Raw genomic sequence first — 22,905 nt, 5'->3', positions numbered from 1 at the left:
CGCGCTCGCTATCAAGGCTGAAGACGCGTGAGTTCCTCACCAAGCTGTCGCAACGGCAGCACCTCGATTTCGTTGTTGAGAGGATAGGCCTCGGACCCTGGGTAAACGACGATGCGGCGGTCAGGCTTCAGTTCCAGACAGGCGTTATGAAAGCCGCGTTCCACTTTCGGAGTGAGACTTCGCTTGATCTCGATTGCCCAACGGCGCCCGCCGGGCAGAGTGACAATGAGGTCGACCTCGGCGCCGGCAGCGGTACGATAGAAGTTCGCATGTGCGCCCACTGGCATAGCGGCATGAAGCGTTTCGATCACGAATCCTTCCCAACTGGCGCCGGCGATCGGGTGCCCGAGAATATCCTCGAGCGTTGTCAATCCAAGTAGACTGTGGAGCAGCCCGGAGTCGCGAACGTACACACGCGGCGACTTTACCAGGCGTTTGCCCGCATTGTTGTGCCAGGGTTCGAGCCGACGCACCAGAAGCAGATCCACCATGAGATCGAGATAGGAAGCAACGGTCTTTCCGTCGACGCCGAGTGCGCGGGCGAAGTCTGCCGCATTGAGAAGGCCGGATTGATGGTGCGCGAGCATTGTCCAGAATCGGCGTAGCGTTTCGGCAGCAATCTTTGGTCCAAGAAGCGGAATGTCCCGTTCCAGGTACGTTCGAATGAAATCAAGGCGCCACCGCCGGCTAACAGCATCTGTCCTGGCCAGAAGACTGTCAGGAAACCCACCCCGGTTCCACAGCGTATTGAGCTCAGTCGTGTGGACCTCGAGGCCGTCAATTGGGGCAAGCTCCAAATATGCTATCCGTCCAGCTAGGCTCTCGCCGGACTGTTTCAGGAGATCGATTGAGGCCGAGCCGAGCAACAGGAAACGGCCGCTGCGCAATCCCTTTCGCCGCCCCTTGTCGATTAGTCCACGAAGAGCCTGGAAGAGGTCCGGAAGGCGGTGGACCTCGTCGAGAATAACCAGTTTATCCTCGTGACCGGAAAGGTAGAGCTCCGGCTCGGAGAGCTTGGCTCGATCGGCGTCCGACTCCAGATCGAGATAGATCGACGGCCGCTGTTCGCCTATTTCCAATGCGAGCGTTGTCTTTCCTACCTGTCGAGGTCCCAGCAAAGCGACGGCGGGATTGGAATCGATGAGCTCAATGAGTTCTAATGTTTTTCGCCTGGGGATCATCCTTGCAATTATGGAGTTCAGATCCCGAAATGCAAGGTTAAATATCGAATTGGCAGGGAGACGTGCGATTCAGATCCCTAGGCAAGCGACAGCACGCTAACGATCTCCAGTCGTGAAGTGGCGCCAGAGCGAGTCATATCCGTGGGGCGCGTCCGCTGCGCCGGGTTGCAACGTTGTAGCAGCTCGACGCCTGCTGCACCGACCGATGGCGTGATTGCTCCTCCGCCTCAGTGAGAGGAATACCGCGATCTTCCAGATGTTCCGCTTTCAAAAACTATAGTGCTCTCTCGGCGGAGAATCCCAAAGTTCAGCTTTCCTAAAGAGTTGGATTTTCAATCCGCGGCCGCCGCAGCCGGAGGTTTGCTGTCTGGGTCGACCCGATCGACACCAAAAAGCTTACGCTTGACCGCCTCCCTGACCGTTTGAACGTATATATAGAGGAGTGGAATTATCAGGAGGCCGAGGACCGATCCGACCACCAGGCCGCCGAGAACCGTCGTGCCGATTGCCTGCCTGCTGCCTGCTCCCGCACCTGTAGCCACGACCAGCGGCACCACGCCAAGCACAGATGCCATCGCAGTCATCAGCACTGGCCTGAAGCGCTGTGACGTGCCATCGGTCGCCGCTTCCATGATGCTCAGCCCTTCCTCCCGGCGCTTCTTGGCGAACTCCACGATGAGAATCGCATTTTTGGCGGCCAGTCCGACCAGCAGCAGCAGGCCAATTTGGGCGTAGATGTTGAGGTCGATACCACCAATCAGAAGGCTGCCCAACGCTCCCAGAACGGCCACCGTCACGGACAGCATCACTGCAAGCGGGACGCTCCAGCTTTCATATTGGGCAACGAGGAAGAGATAGGTGAAAAGGATCCCCGCAATCAGGATGATTGTTGTTTGGTTACCGGCCTGCTTTTCCTGAAGCGCCATGCCCGTCCATTCGTATCCGAAGCCGGGTGGGAGCTTTTGCGCAGCAAGTGTCTCCATGGCGTCGAGCGCGGCGCCTGTACTCGTTCCCGCGGCAGCCTGTCCGTTGATCGCCGCGGACGGGAAAAGATTGTAGCGGCTGATGGAGTTGGGTCCGTAGACGGTAGAAATGGAAAGCAGTCCCTGTAGCGGAATAAGGCTTCCCGACTGGCTTCGCACTCTCAGCCGTTGAATGTCCTCGATGCGGGTTCGAAAACTCGGTTCGTCCTGAAGGCGAACCTGGTATACGCGCGAAAAAATATTGAAGTCGTCGACATATGACGATCCCAGGTGGGCTTGCAGCGTGTTGAAGATCGTGGCGGGCGAAACCCCGTAAAGCTCCGTGCGCTTCCTGTCGATATCGAGATAGACCTCGGGAACGTCGGCGGAAAAAGTGCTGAAGACACTGGTCAATGTCTTCGTCTGGTTTGCCGCGATAATCAGGCCCCTCATGACTTCGGCGAGCTCCGCCTGGCTTTGCCCGGCCCGCGCCTGAAGTCGGAAGTCAAACCCCCCCGTCGTCCCGAGACCGGGAATTGCAGGCGGATTGAACGGCACGACCGAGGCGGTCGAAATCGCGGCAAACTCGGCACGCAATCGGTCCATGAGAGCAAAGACGCTTTGATCAGCCCCCCGTTCATTCCAGGGCTTCAGCGCGGAAATGATCATTCCGGAATTGGAGCCACCGCCCCCAACCATGCTTGCGCCGGCAATTCCGATCGTATTTGCAACGCCCGGCGTGCGTTGAAGCACGGAACTGACGGCCGCAATTGTCTGCTGCGTGCGTTCGAGCGAAGCGGCGTTCGGCAATTGCACATTCATGAAGAGATAGCCCTGGTCTTCCGAAGGAACAAAGCCGGTCGGAAGGATGCGATAGAAACCGTATGTACCGCCGACGATGACAGCAAAAACCAGCGCGCTGAGGGCAAGCTTGCGGGCAAAGAGATCGAGCAACCGCAGATAAAACCGCCGTGAAGCATCCAGTCCCCGGTTCACCTTGACAAAAAACCGCGAGCGGCTCTCGGGAGTGGGGCGCAGCATCAGAACGCAAATTGCCGGACTGAACGTCAGCGCGTTGATCGTCGAGAAAGTGATCGTGACCAGGATGGTGACCGCAAATTGCCGATAGAGCTCACCGGTTATTCCGGCGAGAAAGGCGACTGGCACGAAGAGAGCGGCCAGCACCAGTGTGGTGGCGACAATCGGGCCCGTGACCTGGTCCATGGTGCGGAGTGTCGCCTCGCGGACGTCGACGCCGGTTTCGCTCATGACGCGCTGGACGTTTTCCACGACGATAATCGCGTCGTCGACGACCAGAGTGACGGCAAGTATCATGGCGAACAGCGTGATTGTATTGGCTGAATACCCCATCACGTAAAGCACGGCAAAGCCGCCTATCAGCGAAACGGGAATCGTCAACGTGGGAATGACCGTCGCACGCCAGTCCTGCAGAAAAAGGAAGACGACCGCCACGACAAGCACAAAGGTGATTGCCAGCGTAATGAAAATTTCCTCGATGGTTTGGCGAACGAAAGTGGTCGTGTCGAAAACGACCGTATATGCGACGTCGTCAGGAAACTGCTTCGACAATGTTTGCAGTTCCGCAAGGACCGCGGCCGACACGGCGAGCGCATTTGCATCCGGAGATTGATAAACGACAACAGTCGCACTCGGCTGCCCATTCAAGGTTGAGGCCATGTCGTATGATTGCGCTCCGAGCTCCACCCGGGCGACGTCGCGAAGACGGACGATCGCTCCGTCTCTGTTGGTGCGGACGATTATGTTGCCGAACTCTGTTGCATCCGCAAGCCGTCCCTGGGCCTGAACCGTCAATTGCAATTGCTGGCCTGTCGGCGATGGAGGAGATCCTAGCTGGCCGGCGGATGCCTGCGCGTTCTGGCCCTGGATGGCCGCGGTCAAGTCGGATGCCGTCACCCCAAGCGCCTGCATCCGATCGGGGTTCATCCAGACGCGCATGCTGTAGACGGGACCAAATACGCTGGCTTCCCCGACGCCCGGCAGGCGTGCGATCGCATCTCGGATATTAATCGTCGCGTAGTTGCTGATGAAGACGTCGTCCTTGGTCCCCTTTGGGGAATAGACCGCAAAACCGAGAAGCATGCTCGAGGAGCGACTTCTCACCGAGACGCCTGTTTGGGAGACCGCAGCAGGAAGGCGTGGTGTCGCCATTGCGACGCGATTTTGTACGTTGACTTGGGCAATCGCCGGGTCTGTCCCTGCCGCAAATGTGACCGTCAGACTATAGCTGCCGTTGTTGGTGCTCGACGACGACATGTAGAGCATGTCTTCGACACCATTCACCTGATCTTCGATCAGTGCTCCCACACTGTCAGTCATGACACTGGCACTCGCGCCCGGATAACTTGCCGTCACCTGGACTTCGGGCGGGGTGATCTGCGGAAACTGCGCGACGGGTATCTGAAGGAGGGAGACAAGTCCTGCGATGATCATGACGATCGCAATAACCATCGCGAACCTTGGCCGGCCAATGAACGGCGCGGAAATATTCATTGCGGCGTACCGGATGGTGACAGGACGGGAGTGGCGGAGGTCAGGTTGTTGTCATCAGGGGATATCTGAGTGACGGTCACGGCCAAGCGCTCGGAGACATTCTGAAGGCCTTCGACGATCAGCTTCTCGCCGCCTTTCAAGCCGTCGTCGACCTCCCAGTTTGCACCCACTTGCTGGGAGACTTTTATGCGTCGAAGCGCGACCTCGTTCTTTTCATCGACGAGCAGGACAAACTTGCCCTCGCGATCCTGCTGGACTGCTCCAAGCGGCACAACCGGGCGCAGTGTCTTTTCCCTTTCCGAAATTATCACCGTTACGAACTGGCCCGGGGTGAGCAGGAGATCCGGATTGGGAAACAGCGCTCGAATTGCCAGCGTTCCCGTTGATTCGTCGATCTCGTTTCCGAAAAACTCGATCTTGCCGGGTTCCTTGTACTGCTGACCGTTGGATAGTCGCAGGGTAGGCTCATACCGCTTTGCAAGATCGTCCTTGCTGGCACCTCCGGCAGCCGCACGCAGTTCAAGGATGGATCGGTCGCTGACAGAGAATACAACCCGGATCGGATCCAGCTCGACAATGCGAGCCAGTGTCACCGAACTGCCGCTGACGAAGCTGCCGACCGACAACTCGGCCGCCCCTATGCGCCCCTTGATCGGTGCGGTTATCCGGGTGTAGCTGAGATTAAGTTCGGCTTGGCCCACGCGCGCCTGCGCCGACATCACGGAAGCCTGAGAGGTTTCGACCGCGGCCTGGCTTTCTTCCAGCGTTGCACGCGATACGGTCTGTGTGTTCAGTGCCTGATTTCGCGCAAGTCGACGCTGGGCGTCAGCGAGCGTCGCCTGCGCACTCGCAAGGGCAGCCTTGGCATCTGACAGGGATATTTCCAGGGATCGAGGATCGATAAGGAACAGGTCCTGATCCTTTTGGACGACCTGGCCTTCGTCGAAAAGGCGCTTGTCCAGGAACCCTTCGATCCGCGATCGAATATCGACGGCATTAACCGCTTCCACGCGCGCGACGAATTCGTGCTTGGGCGAAACGTCTTCCACCGGAACGCTGATAACGCCAACCGATGGGGCAGTCTGTGCCACTGCACCCTGAGGCGCGGCCATCCAGGCTGCAAGCACGATCAACAGGCAGGCTGGCGGAACACGACGTGACAGTTTCATCGACCAGTCTCCAGCAGAACCGAGATGGCTTCTTCAACTCCAGGCACTTAAAAGTAGGTATCAGATCGACCGCAATTCACAAATGCTACCGTTAGTCGCTGAAATCGGCAAGTCCCGGGACATCCAGGCTTAGAACGCTGATGGCGAGCTGACGACGATGTCGTCGACAACAAGCCCTTCACCCATCCCGACTGGACCGATAAGCGGCCATGGGCCAAGGGCGACGGCAGCTTCGGCAATCCAACCGCATTCAGCAGCAGAGAAGGCGCCGTTGGGGCCAAAGGTGCGGATCAGCGCACAGGACAGGATGATCGCGAACAGGAGATGACAGGCGCCTGAAGCCGGGCCCGGCATGCTGGCTCCGGCACGCGGGTTCCTGCACGCAGGCAGAGAGCCGTGCGAGGTTTCCTTCATTGAACCAAAGCAGAAAGTGCTGTCAACCGGCTTTGCCGGCGGCATCAGGAAGCCTCAATCGGGCCGGTCCCTGTCTCGAATGCGTGGGAAGGACGGTGAAGGGCCTGGCCTGGGAGACAGCAAGCCCTTCACCAAAGGCGTGGCCCGGAGGAAGGGCTCCGCGCGCGGCCATGGCTCAAACCTGCCAATCGCGAAAAGGTTCCGTCCGGCGTGAAAAATTGTCAGCAGAGGACTGGGCGCCCCGCCATGAAAGGTTTCCTCAGCTCCCCGCGGTCTGAGCCTTGACCTGCATTCATATCCTTCGTTTCATGTTGATCTGGTCGTCCCGCAGTTCGGTCCCACAAGTAGGGCTGCCTGGCGCCGCATCGCAGGAGTATCGTGTGGGGAAAAGCACCCACATGGTTGACGCTACTCACCGTTGCGGTCGATCAAATGGCATCATCACAGGTTCGCCGAAATCAGCAACTATCAATATCGCCTATATGTTTATGCAGCATAAAACTGTATTTATCGGCCATTCTTTCGATAAATCGCGCAACAAAAGATGTTTATTTATCCCTTGACTTAGTAATTTAAATTCCAAACTATAAGCACGGTTCGAGCTTACTTCACTGATGTCCGGAGGCGATGTCGTATTACATCGGGACACATGCAGTAACTCCGAACTATGCCTGGGAGGAAGTTTCGTCTTAATCGAGGAACTTTCATGGCACCGAATAAGAGCCGGGTTTCGGCTATTTGCGCATCTCCGGGATTGCCCGAGGTCATAGGTTCTAGTTTGTTAGGAGATTCCTCGATGTGTTTCGTTGACACGAAACGCAAGGAGGAATCATTGGTCGATTTCATCGGTCGAACCCTCCCCACTGTTGTCATTTGCGAAGTGGCAAATGACGCTGACCTTGCAGTCGGCAGGGCCGTGCGTCGGCTGTCAAATGCCGAGCGGGATAGCTCGTTTAAGGTCATCTACGCAGTGGATCCCCTGATCGCGCGCCGGATCGACGAAATCTACGTCGATGGCATGCTAAACATCGTCTTCACCAACGACGACGATCAGCAGATCTACAAGGCGATATCCCTTGTTGCGCAGGGTGGCCACTACATCAGCGCGGCTGTCTTCAACAGCTTGTCGGCGCTCGATATTCGCAGTTTTCATTCCCTGATCAATAGCGCACCCGAGAGGATCGAGCGTCTTTCCGAGGGCAATCTCAGCGCCAGAGAGGAAATTGTGCTGAAGCTTTTTGCATATGGATTCAGCACGAAGGAAATTGCCGCCGAGATCCATGTGAGCACCAAAACAGTCGAGACATACAAGGCACGCGGAGCCGACAAGCTCAGCCTTTCCAGCCGGGCATCCATAGTAAAATATGGCGCATCGAGAGGCTGGTTCGACATATACAATACTTAAATCGCGCGCGTAATTAGAACGTACTATAGATGCTGCCGTCTATTCTACGGATCAATACAATTGCGCCTAAATATAAAATCGTCTTTTCGCAATTTCCCTACATTTATTCTGTTTTTCCCGACTTCATTTCTTTTGTCGCGGGCATAACATTCTCTTGCGCCTGACGAGACTCGAGACTTGCCTAAAAAACAGACGCTGCCGGATTCCGCAGCGAGAGTTTTTAGTAATCGTAAAACGGGGACATGACATGTCGAGAATAAGCATTATTGGCATCGGATATGTCGGTGCCGTTTCGGCTGCCTGTCTCGCCGAGGACGGTCACACTGTTGTCGCGGTTGATACCGATCCCTCGAAAGTGGCCAAACTCAATGCGGGTGAGCCGCCAATTGTCGAAGCTGGACTGGCGACGCTGCTGGCCCGAAACGTTAACCGTGGACGGCTCTCGGCCACGACCGATGTTTGCGCGGCAGTGGCCAATACTGACATAACTTTCATCTGTGTGGGCACACCCAGCGCCGCCGAGGGCTCAGTTGAGCTCAACTATGTCAAGCAGGCGTGCAGCGATGTTGCCGGTGCCTTGCGCAGAAAGAACTCATTCCACTCCGTTGTCCTGCGGTCCACGATTGTACCAGGAACAATGGAAGAGACCTGCATACCGATCCTCGAGATGGTTTCGGGCCTGACGGCAGGAAGGGATTTTGGTGTTGGCTATTATCCGGAATTCCTTCGTGAAGGTACAGCCATCGATGACAACTACAATCCGGGCCTTATCGTCTTTGCCGCCCTCGACTCCACGACTGAAAACGTCCTGCGCGAGCTGAACGCTAAGCTCGCCTGTGTATGCAGCGTCGTGCCGCTGTCGACCGCGGAAATGATCAAATATACCAGCAATTCGTGGCGCGCGGCCAAGATCACTTTCGCAAACGAAATCGGCAACATCGCCAAGAGCTGTGGGATCGACGGCCAGTTGGTCATGAAGGTTCTCTGCTCCGACGACAAGGTGAGCATGTCGCCCTATTTCATGCGACCGGGCTTTGCTTTTGGCGGTTCCTGCCTGCCAAAGGATGTGCGCGCGCTGCGCCATGTCGCGCATAAAGGCGGTGTTGCGACGCCAATGCTGGATTCGGTCCTTGAGGCAAACACTCGCCAAATCGAAAGAGCCGAGAGTCTCGTCCACAACAGCGGTGGCAGATCCGTCGGAATGGTCGGAATAAGCTTCAAGGCAGGGACGGACGATCTGCGGGAGAGCCCGCTTGCCGAACTCGCATCACGACTGATTTCCAAGGGCTTCGGCCTAAAGGTCTACGACCCGAGCGTTCGTGTTGCCTATCAGAGCAAGCTTGGTGGATCCGGGCGCGGCGACGGCAAGGTTCCCGACCTTAAGGAACGACTGGTTGCAAGGATCGAAGAACTGATCGACGAAGCCGACGTCCTTTTGGTCGGCAATCGCTATGAAGAGACGATCGAGCCATTGGCAAGGGCTGCCGTGGCCAAAAATCTTGTCGACCTCACGCGCCTCAGGCCGGATTTGCGGTCAGGCGGCTTCTACGAGGGTATTTGCTGGTAGGAGAGACCCGTATGCTTGTGCTTGGTCACATCCTCTACATGCTAGTGTTCGTGAGTATCGCGATTGCCGTCCCGACCCACCGGCTTGCTGAGAATGCCGGCCTGGCGCTGACAATCGGCACACTTGGAATCTGGCGCTATGGCTGGGGTGGTGTGAATTTCGCAAGGGCGAAGCTCTTCATTCACTTCGCGCATCCAGCCCGACGAGCAGCTGCAGTGAAGGAATACGAGGCAAGAAACCGACCGGCTCACGCCTTCTTTGTCGTCACGACCTACAAGGTTGATGTCGCGGTAACAGTGCGTGTCTACCGTGCGATTTTTCGGGCTGCAGCCGCATCCCGGGGCGGCGCCACTGTCGTTGCCTCTGTCGTGGACGTCGCTGACGAGCGTTTGGTTCGGCGAATTTTTTCGTTGATGCCACAAAACGCGAGAGGCGTTCATCTGATCGTTGATCGGATGCCGGCGACCGGCAAGCGCGATGCCTTAGCTGCTTCCTTGCGTATCCTTTCGAGGCAATGCCCCACCTACGATGACATTGTGGTCTTCGTCGACGGTGACAGCTGCCCACCGGAAGATGTTGTGGAGGCATGCGCGCCCTTCTTCGTTGATCACCGCCTGGGCGCTGTTACGACCGACGAAGATTGTGAAATCAGCGATTCAAGGCTCTTTCGTGACTGGTTCAATCTGCGCTTCACGCAGCGCCATATGATGATGTCTTCGATGGGGCTATCAAGGCGCGTCCTGACCCTGACCGGACGCCTGTCGATATTCCGTGCGTCTCTCGCCTGCAATGCAGATTTTATCGAGAGCATTCAGTACGACTCGCTCGAGCACTGGCGTCTTGGCAAAGTCCCCTTTGTCACCGGTGACGACAAGTCGACGTGGTTCTGGCTGTTGAAGAACGGCTATGAAATGGCCTACCTGCCCGACGTGCGCTCTGTTTCGATGGAAAGCCAGCCGAAGCCGGGGTTTGTGGGTTCCGCTGTGGCATTGATGCTGCGCTGGTTTGGCAACATGCTGCGAACCAATGGCCGAGCATTGGCTCTTGGGCCAAGACGCATTGGCTTGTTCACCTGGTGGTCGCTTCTGGACCAGCGCATCTCCATGTGGACTACCCTCTTCGGCCCGGTAGCGGTGCTCACGTCGACACTCTTTGTCAGTCCGCTCGTCCTGCCGATCTATGTCGCGTGGGTCATGTTCACGCGGTACATAAATTGCTGCCTGCTGGCGACATTCCGACCGTCCTTCCCGATATCCTATCCGTTCCTTCTTTATTTCAGCCAGATCTGTGGGGCGCTCGTCAAAAGCTTCGTGTTTTTTCGTCTCGATCGACAGAGATGGACACGTCAAACAGCCGAAGCCTCACACCGCATTCCATCCGCCTCCGAGCGCCTTCGCGGGCTCTCGTCGACCTACGTACACATCCTCGCAAGCGGGTGGCTGTTGTTCGCTGCCTTTATGATTTCAAGCGCCAAGATCTGATTTGGAGTTTCTCATGACGACATTTGATCAACGTGAACACACTGATAGCCCGCCGACAACAGACGCGGAACGCGACAGTTTGCTCGATTTTGCCGATGGCAACGAACATCCGCGCGTCAGACTGCCCTTCTCGGTGACCATCGACGGGCGATCATATGAGGGCTCCGCACTGTCCATGGTCGCGGCCCGCGTGACGGGAATCGTCGGAGCAAATTGGCCGGGCGCCCACAAATTGGCGATCTTTCGCTTCAATTTTGGGAGCTTCTGGATGTCTCTTCCAATCGACGTGACGGTTTCCGCTGCTGACAGCAAGACCGGAGCAGTTACTCTTCGCTATCGCGATCCGACCGGCCAGCACATGCCGCAACTGCGTTACATCCTGAATTCCTGGCTTGCTGGCGACCACGTCGACGTTAACGGGATGCTGGTGGCCGAAAGCAGTCTGCCGAAAGGCAAAAACACCGCACATAAAGTCGCCCAGTCTGGCTCATCGCGCCTTTCGAAATTGCTCGGCACATGCGTCGTCGCAGCCGCGTCGGCCGCGCTATTTGTCTTTGCAGCATCGGTGCTCAGTGACCGCCTTTTCGTGACGGACGTCGAGGCACCGGCGATTGCCTACAGGCAGGGTTCGACGATGACCGCAACAACGGGTGGTCAGCTTGATTTTATCGACACTCATGCCGCAGTCGGCAAGCCCGCATATTCGATCCTTGCGTCAACCGGCGTTGCGGTAACGGCTACGATGCCTTGCGACTGCGATGTTGAGACAGCCGGCCTTGCGAAGGGTGGGACCGTGATTGCCGGTCAACCGGTTCTCTTCGTCAGCGAGCCGGGAGCACCGATGATCGTTCGTACGGCCTTCACGGGCTCCGACTTCCGCCATGTTGCGGACGGCGCGAAAGTGACGATTGAAACCGCCGATGGCGTCTCCGTTCCTGCGAAGGTCGAAGTTGATCGCGAAGCCATTGGCGATGGCCAATCGGCATCGGTAGCCTTGGTTCCACTGCAACCCGTGTCCGGACTGCAGCCCGGATCACCTGTTGCCGTCCGTCTAGACGCTACCCCGCAATGGCTGCGAACCATTCGCAGCGGCATCTCGTTTGCGGCCGAGCAAACCGTAGGAGGTGCACAATGAAGCACATACATCCCCTTATTCTCTGCGGCGGATCCGGGACGCGTCTCTGGCCGCTGTCCAGGGCTCATCAGCCGAAGCAGTTTCAACCCATTAATGGCGACGGCACGCTGACGTTCTTTCAAAGCACCGTTCAGCGCCATCGCACGCAAATGTTTTCTGATCCGATCGTGTGTGTGAATGCGCGACACGTGGAAACGGTGGCCCGTCAGCTTCGTGAAATACAATGCAAAGCCAGCATCCTCACGGAGCCGGTAACTCGAAACACCGGGCCGGCCGTTCTTGCCGCTGCGCTTTACCTTATGGCAGCCGAGCCTGATGCCGTTCTCATTGTCCTCCCTTCCGATCACGTGATTCAGGGCGACCTGAACCGTGTCATCGCGCGGATGCACCGTGCGGCTTTCGATGGAATGATCGTGACCTTCGGTATCCATCCGACCTATGCGGAAAAGGGATATGGCTACATCATGGATGGCGGCGAGTTTGACGACTATCCCGGCCTTCACAGGGTTGAACGTTTTATCGAAAAGCCGAGCGTCAATGTTGCCCAGTCGCTGATTGACACCGGCTTTGCGTACTGGGCTTCCGGTATCAGCATGTTCCGGGCCGATAAACTTGTCGAGGAATATCGACGGTACGACCCAGCCACACTTGATGCAGTCACCCACGCATTGACGGCGGCTTCGCCGTTGGCGGCTGAAACCGGGCTGCTTCTGGAGGAGCATTTCTTTGCGCAGGCCGTCAGCCAGCCAACGGAAATGGCTGTGTTCGAAAAATGCAGGGATATCGCACTTGCCCCAACTGTAATCGAATGGGACGACGTAGGAGGTTGGACCTCCGTCCATTCGATCGGGTTGAAGAACGAGAGCGGCAACGTCACATCGGGCGATGTTGTCTTGCTGGACACTCGCGGTTCTCTGGTTCGCGGCAGTGATCGCCTGGTTGCCGTGGTTGGCATGAATGACGTCGTCGTCGTTGATACCGATGACGCCCTGCTGGTCACCAACAGGGCCAGTGCGCAGGATGTCAAGAAGATCGTTGAACATCTCGTTTCGCTCAAGCGTCGCGAAGCAGAAAGCCACCGCAGTCAGGTCACGGAATGGGGCGGCATGAAGACCATGCAGGCGGGTGCGGGTTTTGCAATGGATCTGCTCACGGTTGATCCGGGAAAGCAGGTGACCCTGATTGGGGAAGAAGGCGTGTCGCGGGTGCTCGTGGTGATCCGCGGCAGCGTCAGCGTCAATGGCAACCGGTCTCAGGAACAGCTCACCGCCGGCTTGTCGGCGATGATCGATTCGGCAACGAGCGTAACGCTTTTCAACCATGCAGATGGTGCTGCTGAGATCGTCGAGATCAGCTGTGGAACGGTAATGGCCGGCGTCGTCGCGCCATCTCTGACACAGTTCGCAACCGGCGTGAGGATGGCCGACTATGCCTAGCTGGTTGAGGGTAGCCTCCCTGGTCGGTGCGATAGCTGTGGCAACATCGTCATCGGCGACGGACGGCGGATCTGCACAGAAGCAGCAACCGCTCCTGGCCCTGGTAAAGGATGCCCGGGACCTCTCCGTTGCGGCGCCTGATGTCTTCCAGCGCGCTGCAGCCTTTGGCGATGTTCACGCGCTTCCAGCACTCAAACAGCCAGACAGCGTCCCTGCTTCAAGTCGCCAGAAGAGGATCAGCCGATCTGCCGTCGACATTCTTGTGCGCCGCATCGGTCCATCAGCCGGCGCCGGTTTCATGGAGACGGTTCTGGCTGCGCAGCCGCCTGACGGGATCGGTGCGATCGTCATCGAGAGCGGCTCGTTCCGGCTTGGCGATGTCAGGCGTGAACTGGAAGCGCTTGGCCACGCCGGACATCTCGAAGCAACGCCCGGTGGATACATTGCACATACGCCAATCTTCATCTGGAATGGCGCAGAGTTGAAGATAACGCCCGGCGAAATTCTCAGGATGGACAATGCCAAGGGCGCGTTCATGGTGAACGCCGGTTCGCTCACGGTTGATCATGCAACATTGCAAGGCATTGGCCGGGGCGCGTCGACATTTCGGGCCTTCGTCCTGACCACCTTCGGCGGCACCACGACAATTGATCGCAGCAACCTCGTCAGCCTTGGCTTCGACGCGTCAGCTGAAACCGCAGGCATAGCATTTGCCCGACAGCAATTTGCGAATGCCGCCAGGCCTTCGATCGTGCAAGGCAGTCTGTTCCAGGATGTCGCGGGCCTCAGCCTGATCGACGTCAACGGTTTGAATATTCTGGGTAATCGCTTCATTGACAGCCCAACGACGGCAATCATCCTCAGAGCTGCGCGCGACGTGCACATCGCCGGCAATATTATCGTCGGCGACCGCGGCTCGCATGGCATCAAGGTGATGAGCAGTTCGAGCGGCGTCACGATCAATGACAATCTCGTCGTGGGCGGTGCGGGCAACGGAATTTTTGTGACCGACGGCGCGACGTCGGTCGCGATCTCCAACAACATCGTTGCCCTGTCGGCACTGACCGGCATCGGTGTTGATACTGCAGCCTGCGTCACCGTGCAGCAAAACGCCGTCATCAACAATGGTTCCAAGGGTGTTGCCATACGCACGGCGCTTCACAGCCACGTTCGTCAAAACCACCTCGCAGGCAATGGCTTTGCGGGCCTTTCGGTCGACGACCAGTATCACGGCATGCCGCTCGAAGTATCCCGCAATGCGTTTAGCGAAAACCGAGCGGGCCTGGCTGGGTCAGGGGTCGGATCCGTGGTTCTGGTGGGAAATGATTTCGACAGGCAAATGCCGCGCCTCGGCGTCGGGGAATTTGCCGGTAGCGTCGGCCAGTTGCTGGCCTTCGACGCGTCAAGGCAGCCTGGCGAATTTCGCCTTGCGGGAAAAACAATCGACAACCAGCCAGCTCTCGCGGCGTTTTCCGCTGTCGACCTTGCTGCCTGCGCAGGAAAGGAGGGATGAATCAAAATGGTATTCTCCTCCGAAGTCTTCCTGTTTCTCTTTCTGCCAGTTTTCCTGGCGGTCTATTATTTGACGCCCATGCGGGGCCGCTCCGTCACGATCCTTTTGGGATCCTATGTCTTTTACGCGTGGTGGCGTATGGACTTCCTTCTTCTTCTGTTCGGAACGACCGTCTGGGTTTACACCTTTGCGATCCTGGTCGAGCGCAATCTCGGTAGCCGCCATGCCAAGCTCTTCCTAACCATCGGGATTGCCGGGTGCCTGGCTGTGCTCGGCATCTTCAAATACCTGAATTTCTTTATCGACAGCTTCGCCCAGTTGATGGGAACCGATGCGGACGGCCTTGGCGTGCATTGGCGCCTCATCCTTCCGATCGGCATCTCTTTCTATATCTTCCAGTCGATCAGCTATCTGGTCGACGTCTATCGGCGTGACACGCCTGCAACCCGCAATTTCATCGACCTGGCCGCATACAAGGCCCTCTTTCCGCAGCTGATAGCGGGCCCCATCTTGCGCTTCAGGGATCTCGCCGGCCAGTTCCAGTCGAGGCAGCATACGCTCGAGAAGTTCACGGACGGCACGTCCCTGTTCGTCATAGGCCTTGCAAAGAAGGTGCTGCTTGCCGATCCCATCGCGCCCATTGCCAACACCGTTTTTGCAAGCTCGCATCCGACCATGGCCGAGGCCTGGCTCGGCGCGATCGCCTACGCGATGCAGCTGTATTTTGACTTTTCGGGATATAGCGACATGGCAATCGGCCTCGGGCTGATGATCGGTTTCCAGTTCAGACCAAACTTTGACAATCCCTACATCAGCCGCAGCATAACCGAATTCTGGCGTCGCTGGCACATCAGCCTGTCGAGCTGGCTTCGCGACTACCTTTACATTCCGTTGGGCGGCAGTCGGCTCGGCCCGACGCGCACCTATGTCAATCTGGTTCTGGTCATGCTGCTTGGCGGCCTGTGGCATGGAGCAAACTGGACGTTCGTGCTTTGGGGTGGATGGCACGGCGGATGGCTTGCGCTTGAGCGTGCGACTGGCTGGAACAGGGTCGCCGACACAAGGTGGATCGCCCTGCCAGGGACCATGCTTGTCGTGTTGCTAGGCTGGGTGATGTTTCGCGCCGACAGCGTGGCCGATGCTTTTGCCCTTTATGGCGGCATGCTCGGTCAAAACGGGCTGGGAATTCGTGCCGACACGCTTCTCGATGTCACCCATGAGGCAATGCTGACGCTCGCCGTCGCATGTTTCGTGGTGGCCATCGAGCCGATGATGGGATCGCTCAGGCAGACAAACATTGCAGCACCGGCAGGTGACGGCGCCGCCGTGATGCGCCAGCCGATCGTCATGCCGCTGCTGCTTTCCTTGCTCGCCACGGTCACCATTCTGAAGCTCGCGGAATCCAGCCAGACTCCCTTCCTCTATTTTCAATTCTGAGGGTGGTGCCATGTTTGAACGCGCAATACCGATTACAAAATTCCTGCTTCCCGCCTTGCTGTTCGGCTATGCGGCCTTCGCCAATGTCGACATCCGAGATAAGATTGCCGGCGCCTTTTCACGGCTGCCAACCGATGGCGGCTCTCTGAGCCACGGCATGCTCGGAGACGGGCTCGACGCGCTCTACAAGACTGAGCTTCCCCATCGGGAACTCGCGTTCGATCTGATCGGTGCAGCCAGGTACATGGTCCTTGGGGAGGGCCGCCGCGGCGTTATCGTCGGAAACGAGGGATGGCTGTTTTCGGACGAGGAATTTCGCGGTGCCGCGAGCGCTGAAGCCGGTATCAGCGACGCCACAAGGGAAATAGCCAAGATCGCGGCGACGTTGCGCACACACGGCGTACGCCTGATTGTTGTCCCGCTTCCAGCCAAGAACGATGTCTATCGCGAGCACCTTGCAGATCCTCGTTACGCCGAGATTTCCCGGGATCGCTATCTGGACTTCACGCGAGCGATGGCTTCGGCGAATATCGAGTTTGTAGACGCAAGAGCGGCGCTTCTTGAGATGAAGTCGAGGGGATCCGTTTTTCTGAAGACCGACACGCATTGGACGCCGCTTGGTGCCAAGGCCGTCGCCGACGCTACCGGGGCCAGGGCGGGTGTTTCCCCCATGGCGCAATATGCACTGAATGATGCCCCAGCCGAGGACGTGCGGGGCGACCTGGTCAAATTCGTCACCGGCAGGGCGCTTGCGGCTGCGATAGGGCTGGCTGATGAAAGCATCACACCGCAAACAGCGTCGCAAACCGGGTCCGACGCGCTAAATGACATTCTGACAGACGAGAGCTTTCCAACGGTTCTGGTCGGGACAAGTTACAGTGCCAACGAGGCTTGGTCATTCGCTTCTTATCTCGAAGCGGCACTGGGATCGAACGTCCTCAATGTCGCCGAGGTCGGTCGAGGACCGGTTTTTCCAATGCACAAGTTCTTGTCGAACGCAAACGGCACGAGTTGGCCAGAGACCGTCATATGGGAATTTCCCATCCGCTACTTGACCGATCCGGCGTTGTGGAAGTCGGACGATCTCAAGACGAAGGAGTAACAGGATGCTCAGGACCGTGAGTCTGATCGCTCTTGGCATCGCGATATCAATCGCTGGCAGCGACGCCGGCGCGGTTACCCAGTCGGGCGCGGTTACCCAGCCCAAGAACACCAAGGTCGAGACCAGGAAATCGAAAGCTGACGAACGCCGTTATCGACGCGGATTCAATCAGGGAGTAACGCGCACCGATCAGCTCAACAGCGCCCAGCTTCAGGGAATTCGCAAGCGCATGATAGGCCACCGAAAAGTGTCCTACAGGGAGCTTCAATTGTTGGCGGATCGTGGCGATGGCCTGGCGGCCCTTTACGTCGCAAAACGGCTCTCGACAAATCCCGCCCATAACGCGGATACCATCCACTACTATACAATCGCCTGCACCACCGGCAGGGCGGGTGCGGTTGCGCCGCTTGCAAGACAGCTCAAGAGCGCCAGCGATGGTGTCAGCAAGGTCCGCCTTGACCAGGCAGAGGCGACACTGCTTCAACACGCCGCGCGCAGGAACCCCGTCGCAATCGACGCGCTTGTCAAATTCTATGCCGCCGGGGAACCGTTCGGCACCAACCCGCAGGAAGCCGAACGACTGCGACGCGAGGCCGCAAAGGGTGGCGACAGCAAAGTCGCGCTTGATTTAGCCATCGCGATGATCTCGGAAGGTCTGCTGGACGAAGATGAAAAATCCGAGGCCCGCAGATATCTGGAAATCGCCGAAAAGTCACCTGAACTGAGTGTCAAGACCGTGGCCGCGGCGGTGCTCCGGCAACTCGACGCTGCGCCCGTCAACCCGATCGAGGTGAGCCAATGAGGCATCCACTGACAAAATCATCGCGGTGGCTCTGCGCTGTCCTATGCGCATTGAGCGTTCTGGTGCTGGCCCATACCGCCAAGGCGGAATCAAACTTCGGCTGTGCGAACCTTGAGACCGACAAGCAACTGAGCGTCGTGGAAGGCAGGCAGGGGTATTTTTATCGGACGATCGCGGATCTGCGAATGGAGCAGCAACTTTCCGAGCATACGGCCAGTCAAATGGCCGCACTCTCGGAGGCTCTGGAAGCAGGAGGAACGACGCTCGTTTATGTGCCAATTCCGACAAAAAGCCTGGTGATGCCCGAGTATCTGCCGCGCGAGGCGGGCGACTATGGTTTTGACTATGACGTGGCAAAGCGCGTCTATGACGATGTCATCAAGCGCCTTCGCGACCATGGGGTGGTAACGGTCGATGTTCTCGGTGCGATGAAGCGCGCAGGAGGCCAGGAGCCGCCGTTCTTTCAAGCGGACTTTCACTGGACCTCTTCAGGAGCTCGCGCAGCGGCAGATGGGATTGCGGCCGTGATCCAGCAACTTCCGGGTGTCAATGATCTCGCGAAGGCTTCATTTGAGACCAAACCCGCAGGGCGGCAGGCAATCATCTCAACGATGCGCCGCCTGCTGCAGGCAAACTGCAAACAAGCCCTGCCGTTGCCGGAAACCGATGCGTTTGCGACGACTGAGGTGGCGGCCGGTGATGCCGGGCTCGATATCTTTGGAGACGGCACTTCGAAGGGCGCTGTAGCGCTGGTGGGAACGAGTTACTCGGATCTGGCTGCATCAAACTTTGCGGGCTTCCTTTCGCAAGCGCTCTCCTCCCCGGTTACGAATTATTCGATCTCGGGCGGCAACCAGTTCGGATCAATTACATCCTATCTGACCTCGAAGACCTTCGCACAGTCGCGACCGCGCTTTCTCATCTGGGAAAACCCGATCTACAACAGTCTCGGAAAGTTTGGTGATGCGCCCCTGCTCGAGTTGAGGACGGCGGCTGGCCAGAGTTGCCACGAGATCGAGCCCGACGAGATTTCCACCGTTGGTGACAGTACTCTCGAAATAGCCCTTCAGGATGGCGGCAAAATTCCGGATTCGGCAGTCATATACGTGTATTCCGGCGATGACCGCAGTCGACAGGCAACCCTGCGCTTCCGATTGAATGACGGCCACATGTTCGAGAGCAGCATTCGGCGTGCGGACAGGATGATCTCCACCGGGCGGTATTACTTTCCTGTGCGCTACTTTGGAGTACAGGCATCGCAAAAACTGAACCTTGAGTTTGATCGCATGTCGGCGAAGGAAGTGTCGGTCGGCATCTGCAACACAAGAGGAGGATAATCTGATGGATAGGACTCGTTCCTTTGGAATATTCGCCGCAGGAACTCTTCTGGTTGCCTCAACCTATTCAGCGGGGCTGGCCCAGGACTCTGGCCTCTACGGCAAGCCTGTGGATCCGAATTCCTCCTTCATTCGAGTTCTTGACGCAAGTGCCTCTTCAGCCATCATTGCGGGGGCATCCATCGAGAATTTTAGCGATGGCGTCTCACCCTACGTCAACGTGAAGCCGGGCGAAGTAGAGATGTCCCTGGGGGCCAAGACAGCCAAGGTGACGGCCGAACCCGGAAAATACTACACATACGCCGCCCTGGCAGATGGGCAGACGAAGCTTTACACGGATGCGGTCAAGGACGATCCGTCGAAGGCACAGGTTTATCTCTACAATCTGAGCGATTTGAAAGCGGTGGATCTCGTGGTTCCGGCCGCCAAGGCCACCGCCCTGAAGGCAGTGGCGCAGGGAGAGGCTCAAAGCGTATCGCTGAGAGCACCACTCAGCTTGAGCTTTGCCATCCAGGAAGGCGGGAAGACTGTAGCGGAAACCAGCAAGGTGGATCTCAAGAGGCGCTCGGGCTTCACGATTGTTCTTTCGGGCAGCGCCGGCAACTACCGCGTCATCGCATTAGAAAATTACCTGAACCAATAGGAGATCCAATCGTGACCGGGCGTTTGCGTTTCTCAGTTCTGTGGATCAGCCATCTCGGTGTGGCAGCGGGCGTGGTTGCCGTTTTGGGGGCCGCATCCGTTGCTGCAAAGCCGGTCGCCGTTGAGTTTCTGCCTCCGGCGATCGAGTTGAAACCCATATGCGAACAGCGCTCACAGGACAGCGATGTCGTCGGTCGCTGGCTTGCCTGGGACAGAAAGGCGCTGCCGAAGCAACAGGCTTGGCTTGTTCTGAGGGAGGCTCAGCGCCTGCGCGACATCGACCCGCAACAGTATTTTCCGATCATAAAACGGATGATCGAACTTCTGCCCACGATCGACCCCGGAATGAAGGCAGACGATGTTGCCGCTGAGGAGATTACACTCTACCTGCGCGCCGGAAAGACTGACGAGCTGCGTCAGAGCAAGATGGTCGAACAGCTGATCAATCGCGCAGAGGCGAACACCCCGAAGAGCCTCTATCTTGCTGCTGAACTGATGCTTGATGGTGTAAGCGCAAAGCAGGATGAGAAGAAGGCCCTTTCCTATCTCGTGGCAGCCGCCTATGGCGGCAACCCGAACGCCCTTCTGGAGCTGGCCAAGAGAAATCTCGATGGTCAGCAGATCCAGGGCTGGAGTGTCGATCCGTCGCTGGCCGTAACGATGGCCTTTGGCGCGATGGTTGGTAAGCTCGACAACGGAATATGTGACCGCGTCACGCGCATCGCCCGGGAGTACGAAAAGGGAGAAGTGGTCGCCGCCGATCGCCGTATTTCTGAGGCTTGGTTGCGGTTTGCGGCCGATCTTGGAGATGGAAACGCAGCCTGGAATGTTGCCCGTTACCATCTCGACAGCTCCGAGATTACCAAGGACAACAATCTGCTGATCCACTATCTCCAATTTGCCGCTGACAAGGGCGTGGTTGCCGCGCAGTCTGAACTCGGGCACCTCTATGAGGTTGGGGCGATTGTTCCAAAGGATCTGGCCAAGTCCGAGTATTACTATCAGCTTGCCGTCGCCGCGGGTCATCGAAACAGCCTGATCAAACTCGCAAATCTCTACGAAGACACCGATCTGCAAGGCGCGCGCGAAAAATACCGCCACGCATTGAATGAACTCGCTGCACTCCCGGACCCACCAGGCTGGACTTTTGCCAAGCTTGGCAATCTCGCCATCGAGGAAAGCGGCTACTGGCGGGCAGAGAAAACAGCGACCGACTTTTTCGAAAAGGGCGCCGAGCGCCGGGATATGACATCAATCCGCAGTTTGGCTCTGATCCGTCTTCAACACAGTGCCACCGACGGTCAGTTCGACGAGGGCATAAATCTGCTTCTCGAATTGCTTGATAGCTATGGCCGGACGGACACGATGGCCGACCTTCGAGATGCCTACCTTTGCCATGCCCCCGACGGTCCGCAGATCGAGAAGGCCCAATACTGGTCGGCGAATGCAAAAGAGGCACTCAATGCCGGGTGGTCCGTCAAGACCATTGGAGATCTTGTCGAGCATCCGAGCACCGCCGAAACGGCGAGCCTGCAGTCGGGCGCCTTGAACGGGCAATCCAATTTCATCGCCGGGTACCTCTGGTATCTCAAGACGTCGAAGGCTACCCCGGAGGCGATCGGCGAATGGGAAAAACGCGTCGCGCAAAATCCCGACGCGAAGACTGCCTACGCAGTTCTAATGCTGCAGGCGGACGACGGCGTAGACAACAAGAAAGCTGCCTTGAAAATGCTGCTTGAAGCGGCGCAAGCCGGCGGCCGGGGCGCAAAGACAGCCGCCGCCGATCTTATCCTGACCTCTTTTGGTCAAGACGCGAAACTGGTGAAGACGGCGGGAGATTTCCTTCATGCCGAAGCGGCAGGCGGATCGGGAGCCGCCATGCAGCTTCTTGCAACAAAGTCGGGCCCGTCGACATCGGCTGCCGACGTCTACCGGGAGTATAGCGACGCTATCGAAGCCCGCGGTGATACGGAGGCAATGATCTTTGCGGCCGGACAGGTTTCCGACGTCGAACAAAAACGGAGCTATCTTGCCCGGGCGGCGGGTAGAATCGATTGCTCTTTCGACTCGGCACTTTCCATGGCCAGCGCCTATTTCTCCTTCAATCAGGCGGCGGACGCCGTCAAATGGATGACGGTTGCAGAGGCGTTTTCTGCAGGAAAGCCGTGGAGATCAAGACTGCTCGGCGAGACGTTCCAGCGGATCCCACAGCCCGATATGCAGACCAATGCCATGCGGCTGTTTGAAGTCGCGGCCTTGGGCGGCGACGCAAAGGCCCAGCAGTATCTGCTGAAGGCCTACCTGGACGCCGCGGGCCCCAATTACTCCCAGGAAAAAGCGGTCGACCTGATGGTGGCCACGATCAGCAAGGCTTCGCCTGCGCAGATTCTTGACAGCTTGTCGCGGCTTGAGAGGTCACACAAGGCCATACAACAGCAGGTGTTGGCGCGCGTGAACCTGGCGACACTGTTTCACGATGCTGCCGCAGCTGGCGATCCCGTTGGCATGAGGGAATTTGGCAAGCTCCAGCTTGCCAGGATGGACGGACCCGAAGACGCGGTGGTCGCCCAGGATATGTTCCAAAAGGCAGCCGGCAAAGGTGACGTCGAAGCAATGGTGCTGCTTTCCAGAAATTACGCGTTCGGTATCGGCACCACCCCATCCCTCTCGCTGGCCAGGACGTGGCTCGAAAAGGCAGCAAACCTGGGCAACAAGGAGGCGAAGGAAATGCTCGTTGTCATGACAATGAAGGCCAATTGAAATGCAAACCATGCGGTTTTGGACACCATG

16 protein-coding genes are annotated in these 22,905 nt (G+C 57.7%); 12 read left to right on the top strand and 4 right to left on the bottom strand.

The window, feature by feature from the left end; translation table 11 throughout:
• Positions 1–11 precede the first annotated feature (11 nt).
• The 4 genes from RHIBUN_RS0102705 to RHIBUN_RS0102690 form a co-directional block, all read right to left on the bottom strand.
• Positions 12–1,181, bottom strand: coding sequence for an ATP-binding protein (locus tag RHIBUN_RS0102705; RefSeq protein WP_025658331.1), 1,170 nt, complete (start codon positions 1,179–1,181; stop codon positions 12–14).
• 332 nt (positions 1,182–1,513) lie between these two features.
• On the bottom strand, positions 1,514–4,675 hold the full coding sequence (locus RHIBUN_RS0102700; protein WP_025658330.1) for a multidrug efflux RND transporter permease subunit: 3,162 nt from the start codon (positions 4,673–4,675) through the stop codon (positions 1,514–1,516).
• Positions 4,672–5,844: an efflux RND transporter periplasmic adaptor subunit gene (locus RHIBUN_RS0102695; RefSeq protein WP_025658329.1), complete on the bottom strand. Its 1,173-nt coding sequence runs from the start codon at positions 5,842–5,844 to the stop codon at positions 4,672–4,674. The genes RHIBUN_RS0102700 and RHIBUN_RS0102695 overlap by 4 nt, the downstream gene beginning before the upstream one ends.
• A 129-nt stretch (positions 5,845–5,973) precedes the next feature.
• Positions 5,974–6,198 carry a hypothetical protein gene (locus tag RHIBUN_RS0102690; protein WP_025658328.1) on the bottom strand — a complete coding sequence of 75 codons (225 nt, stop codon included), beginning with the start codon at positions 6,196–6,198 and terminating at the stop codon, positions 5,974–5,976.
• Positions 6,199–7,054: 856 nt separating this feature from the next.
• Here RHIBUN_RS0102690 and RHIBUN_RS34680 point away from each other — a divergent pair.
• The 12 genes from RHIBUN_RS34680 (at position 7,055) to RHIBUN_RS0102625 (ending at position 22,875) form a co-directional block, all read left to right on the top strand.
• Complete coding sequence (locus RHIBUN_RS34680) at positions 7,055–7,663, top strand: LuxR C-terminal-related transcriptional regulator (protein ID WP_025658326.1); 609 nt, start codon at positions 7,055–7,057, stop codon at positions 7,661–7,663.
• A 247-nt stretch (positions 7,664–7,910) separates the two neighbouring features.
• Complete coding sequence (locus tag RHIBUN_RS0102675; RefSeq protein ID WP_025658325.1) at positions 7,911–9,230, top strand: nucleotide sugar dehydrogenase; 1,320 nt, start codon at positions 7,911–7,913, stop codon at positions 9,228–9,230.
• A gap of 11 nt (positions 9,231–9,241) precedes the next feature.
• Positions 9,242–10,711, top strand: coding sequence for a glycosyltransferase (locus tag RHIBUN_RS0102670; protein ID WP_037214730.1), 1,470 nt, complete (start codon positions 9,242–9,244; stop codon positions 10,709–10,711).
• Positions 10,712–10,724: 13 nt separating this feature from the next.
• Positions 10,725–11,846: a hypothetical protein gene (locus RHIBUN_RS0102665; protein WP_025658323.1), complete on the top strand. Its 1,122-nt coding sequence runs from the start codon at positions 10,725–10,727 to the stop codon at positions 11,844–11,846.
• On the top strand, positions 11,843–13,282 hold the full coding sequence (locus tag RHIBUN_RS0102660) for a mannose-1-phosphate guanylyltransferase/mannose-6-phosphate isomerase (protein ID WP_025658322.1): 1,440 nt from the start codon (positions 11,843–11,845) through the stop codon (positions 13,280–13,282). Before RHIBUN_RS0102665 ends, RHIBUN_RS0102660 begins: the two co-directional genes overlap by 4 nt.
• Positions 13,275–14,795 carry a right-handed parallel beta-helix repeat-containing protein gene (locus RHIBUN_RS0102655; protein WP_084659611.1) on the top strand — a complete coding sequence of 507 codons (1,521 nt, stop codon included), beginning with the start codon at positions 13,275–13,277 and terminating at the stop codon, positions 14,793–14,795. The genes RHIBUN_RS0102660 and RHIBUN_RS0102655 overlap by 8 nt, the downstream gene beginning before the upstream one ends.
• Before the next feature lie 6 nt (positions 14,796–14,801).
• Positions 14,802–16,232, top strand: coding sequence for an MBOAT family protein (locus RHIBUN_RS0102650; protein WP_025658320.1), 1,431 nt, complete (start codon positions 14,802–14,804; stop codon positions 16,230–16,232).
• Between the two features lie 10 nt (positions 16,233–16,242).
• Complete coding sequence (locus tag RHIBUN_RS0102645) at positions 16,243–17,334, top strand: alginate O-acetyltransferase (protein WP_025658319.1); 1,092 nt, start codon at positions 16,243–16,245, stop codon at positions 17,332–17,334.
• Between the two features lie 4 nt (positions 17,335–17,338).
• Complete coding sequence (locus RHIBUN_RS0102640; protein ID WP_025658318.1) at positions 17,339–18,136, top strand: hypothetical protein; 798 nt, start codon at positions 17,339–17,341, stop codon at positions 18,134–18,136.
• Entirely contained in the window at positions 18,133–19,473 is a 1,341-nt protein-coding gene (locus RHIBUN_RS0102635; RefSeq protein WP_084659609.1) for a hypothetical protein, read from the top strand. Before RHIBUN_RS0102640 ends, RHIBUN_RS0102635 begins: the two co-directional genes overlap by 4 nt.
• 4 nt (positions 19,474–19,477) lie before the next feature.
• Positions 19,478–20,116 (top strand): alginate O-acetyltransferase AlgF, encoded by a 639-nt coding sequence (locus tag RHIBUN_RS33030; RefSeq protein WP_051420026.1) that lies wholly within the window; start codon positions 19,478–19,480, stop codon positions 20,114–20,116.
• 11 nt (positions 20,117–20,127) lie between these two features.
• Positions 20,128–22,875: an SEL1-like repeat protein gene (locus RHIBUN_RS0102625; protein WP_025658315.1), complete on the top strand. Its 2,748-nt coding sequence runs from the start codon at positions 20,128–20,130 to the stop codon at positions 22,873–22,875.
• The last annotated feature ends 30 nt before the right edge of the window (positions 22,876–22,905 follow it).

Origin of the sequence: Rhizobium sp. IBUN (assembly GCF_000510625.1) — a bacterium.
GTDB classification, from domain to species: domain Bacteria; phylum Pseudomonadota; class Alphaproteobacteria; order Rhizobiales; family Rhizobiaceae; genus Rhizobium; species Rhizobium altiplani.
This window is presented reverse-complemented; position numbering and strand designations above follow the sequence as displayed.